The sequence below is a fragment of the Tunicatimonas sp. genome (genome assembly GCF_049647865.1).
Classification (GTDB): Bacteria; Bacteroidota; Bacteroidia; order Cytophagales; family Cyclobacteriaceae; genus Tunicatimonas.
On the sequence record NZ_JBARYM010000618.1, the window covers coordinates 1 to 3,792 of the forward strand.

The following is a 3,792-nucleotide window of genomic DNA, read 5'->3' on the forward strand; positions in this document are numbered from 1 at the left end:
CATACAACAGATTCCTTCCTACATTCATTGAGTTAACAACGTTCGGTTCTTCAAGGGTTAATTTGTAATGTGTTATATCTAATCCCATTGTTTCCTTTTAATGCCGTAGAACTTCTGGATATGCGACATACGTATATTTACATTATAGTAATATTCGTATATCCACTCACGGATACTAAATGGCAGCATCCAGTATAGCCTATTACTCGAGTAATAACTTGTGAAAATCTACTTCTGAAAAGTACAAATAAATTTAGTAAAGCGAATGTTCTCGTAGCAGTTCGGGAGAAGAAAATCACGTGGTTAGCGTTACATGATTACTCGCAGATGACTCCGAGGATACATAATCCACCATTTTTGTTAGAGAGCCCTATTTAGCTTGTAACTTAAACCGTACCTTCACCGTCACTGCTTGATCTTGCGCTTCTCCATCTTGAAGGGCAGGTTGCCAGTTTGGCCTGGCTTGAATTAACCGAATAGCTTCTTCATCACAGCCGTGGCTCAAGCTCTTTTTAATGGTGAAATTTGCTAACTCCCCGTCAGCTTTCACAATAAATTGTACTTTCACATTACCTTCAATACCTTGCCGACGAGCTTCTTCCGGATACTGTAGATTCTCTTGTAAGTAAGCGCGAAACTTCTTTCGCGAAGGTAGGGGTTGGGCTGAACGAGAGATGGTAGAACCTTCTTTCAGGGTTCCGTACCCAATCACTACTACTTCGCTGAGGGCTTGTACATCTGCCTCCAACTGAACGGTTACAGAATCCTGCTGATTCACCACTACTTCTTCGGATCGGTAGCCAACAGAAGCAATCAGTAGTTCACTACTACTGTCGGGTACCGCTACCTGAAACCGACCGTTGACATCGGTGGTTGTTCCGAGGATAGTACCTTTCACCAAAACATTCACCCCTGGAATGGGCATTTGGTCTTGGGCGGAATATACGGTGCCTACTACCGGGCGGTCAGCAGTTTGATCCGACCTGCCCACCGGTGCCGCCAACCTGGCTTGAGTCCGCTTGCGTTTTGGTGCTGTAAAATCGGCTTCGGCTTCACCAAATTCTTCTTCCACCAATTTCTCGGTTTCTTCTTGAATTTCTTTCACCGCTACACCCTTTGGTGCTGTGGGCGATAGTAACGCAACTGCTTCTTGTTCCGGTATCAGAACCGGTTTTATTTCTTTTTGGGTTGGGCTGGGCTGAGTATTACTTACCGCCGACGTGGCTTTCTTGCTTTCGATTCGATCCGGAACAGTTAGCGCTAGGGGAGCTTCTTCAGTAACGTCCGGGGCGTCCGGTTGCATTTCGTAAGCTGCTTGTTCAGCAGGTGCTTCAGGCAGTGTAGCTTGGTAAACGAACCATCCCACCACCAGCAGAATGGCTACTGTGGCGGCGTAGCGTCCGTAGGTTGTCCAAAGCGTAGCTCGCTTCGTAGTTCTCTCCCTAAGTTCTCGCTGTAAAGTGGGTATATCCGCCGACCAGTCAGCGGTTTGAGCTAGCCCTTCTAGTGCTTCTGCCTCAAACGGATTTTCCTTCAGCCAAAGCTGCTCCTCTGCCGAAAGTTTTCCCGCCCGATAGCGATCTACCCAAGCTTCATCAATATCGTACTGTGGTTTATTCATGGTGTTTCTCCACAAAGATTTTCAAATTACGTCGGCCATTCTGAATGTGGCTCTTCACCTGTTTTAATTCGTAGCCCGTTTGCTCGGCAATGGTTTGATACGACTGTTGTTGTAAGTAAAATAGCTGTAAGCAGTGTTGTTGCTCAGTAGGTAGTTGACCCAACCCCTGCGATAGTAGCTGCCACTGTTCTTCTGATAAGTTCTCATTCTCTTCTTCTGACAAGTAGTCCGTATGCCCATTGAGTGAAACTAACTGCGCTTTCGTTTTTCGCAGTTGCATCAGGCAATAGTTGCGCGTAACCACGTACAACCAGGGTTTAAAGTCTCGCACTTCCTCAGTTTGTAGCCGATCAACCAACTTTTCAAAGATTTGCATCACTGCATCCTGACTATCTTCTTTGGTTTTAAAATATTTCAGGCACACTCCGTACACCAGTGACATGTAGCTTTCATAAAGCTCACCCAATACCGGGAGCTCACCCGTTGCCTGATACTTTCGTAACAGCGCTGCATCATCTAAAACTTTATTGGCGCGTCGTTTAAAGAGCATACGGTAACAACTACACTAGCAGGATGCAAATCACTTCCCAATTCCATAAGTAGAACAAAAAAAAGTTTTTTTAGGGTTCGGTGTGGAATTTAACCAATCGCAGCATCCTCTAAGAAACGAAACCATATTTTTATGAAAACGATGATGATAATTTTGCTGGGATTGCTTACGGCATTCACTTGGCAACCCAATTCAACCAAAACTATTACCGGAGCGGTAACTGATGCCGCTAATGCCTCAGCGTTGCCGGGGGTAAATGTCCTAGTGAAAGGTGCAAACAATGGGACGATTACCGATACAAACGGTCAGTACCAAATAGAAAATGTATCCAAGCAAGATGTGTTAGTATTTAGCACTGTAGGATATGCTTCTCAGGAAATAGAAGTAAAAGGAAAATCAATAGTTAATGTACAATTGGTGGCTGATATTGCTGCTTTGGAAGAAGTAATGGTGGTAGGCTACGGCACTCACCGTAAACGAGCAGTTACTGGAGCAAATGTACGAATAATGAATTCGGTTGCGTCTGCACCAGCCATGTACGAGATGATTGAAGAGGAAAGCGATGTGTATTATCCTCCAACCGAAGGGGAACAGCCGCCGGAATTCAATACCGAAGAGTACGCTACTATTCGGGAAAATCCGTTTTTGGCATCGTCTCAGAATCCACTTTCTACGTTTTCTATTGACGTAGATGCTGCCTCCTACGGCAACATCCGTCGGTTTATCAATCAGGGGGAAATGCCGCCTACCGATGCGGTACGTATTGAAGAAATGGTGAACTACTTCAGCTACGATTATCCGCAACCCACTGGCGACGATCCCTTCTCTATCAATCCCGAACTGGTAATCTGCCCCTGGAACCCACAGCATCACTTGCTAAAAATCGGTTTGCAAGGTGAAAAGGTTGCTACGGAGAATTTACCACCTTCCAATCTGGTATTTCTGGTTGATGTATCCGGCTCAATGGATTATTCTACCAAACTTCCGCTACTAAAAAAAGCCTTCCGAATGCTGACTGACCAGTTGCGGCCGCAGGATCGAGTAGCGATGGTGGTATACGCTGGAGCCGCGGGTGTGGTACTGGAATCTACTTCAGGCAGTGAGAAAGCCAAGATTAAAGAAGCCCTGGATCGACTACAGGCAGGAGGTTCTACGGCTGGTGGCGCAGGCATTGAACTAGCTTACAATATTGCCAAGAAGAATTTTCAGGAGGGCGGGAATAACCGGATTATCCTAGCTACCGACGGAGATTTTAATATTGGAGAATCTAGCAATGCCGCCCTGGAGCGAATGATTGAGAAAAAACGACAGGACGGTATATTCTTGACCGTGTTAGGTTTTGGAATGGGCAACTATAAAGACTCTAAAATGGAGCTATTGGCTGACAAGGGCAACGGCAACTACGCCTACATTGACAATATTCAGGAAGCCAAGAAGGTACTGGTTAGCGAATTTGGCGGTACGCTATTCACCATTGCTAAAGATGTGAAGTTTCAGCTAGAGTTTAACCCCGCCAAGGTGCAGGGCTACCGCCTGATTGGCTACGAGAACCGGGCTCTGCGCAGCGAAGACTTTAACAATGACAAGAAAGACGCGGGTGAGCTAGGTTCCGGCCATACCG

Annotated in this window: 3 protein-coding genes; 1 reads left to right on the forward strand and 2 read right to left on the reverse strand. The window is 46.0% G+C overall.

Features of this window, described 5'->3' with window-relative positions; all coding sequences use genetic code 11:
- Positions 1 to 370 precede the first annotated feature (370 nt).
- Positions 371 to 1,621 (reverse strand): TonB family protein, encoded by a 1,251-nt coding sequence (locus WBA23_RS18140; protein WP_424583693.1) that lies wholly within the window; start codon positions 1,619 to 1,621, stop codon positions 371 to 373.
- The gene (locus tag WBA23_RS18145; RefSeq protein ID WP_424583694.1) at positions 1,614 to 2,171 is read right to left on the reverse strand and encodes an RNA polymerase sigma factor; all 558 of its coding nucleotides are present in this window, start codon (positions 2,169 to 2,171) and stop codon (positions 1,614 to 1,616) included. Before WBA23_RS18145 ends, WBA23_RS18140 begins: the two co-directional genes overlap by 8 nt.
- A gap of 132 nt (positions 2,172 to 2,303) precedes the next feature.
- Between WBA23_RS18145 and WBA23_RS18150 the strand changes: the two genes are divergently transcribed.
- Positions 2,304 to 3,792 (forward strand): YfbK domain-containing protein (locus tag WBA23_RS18150; protein WP_424583695.1); only part of this gene is annotated, 1,489 nt, incomplete at its 3' end.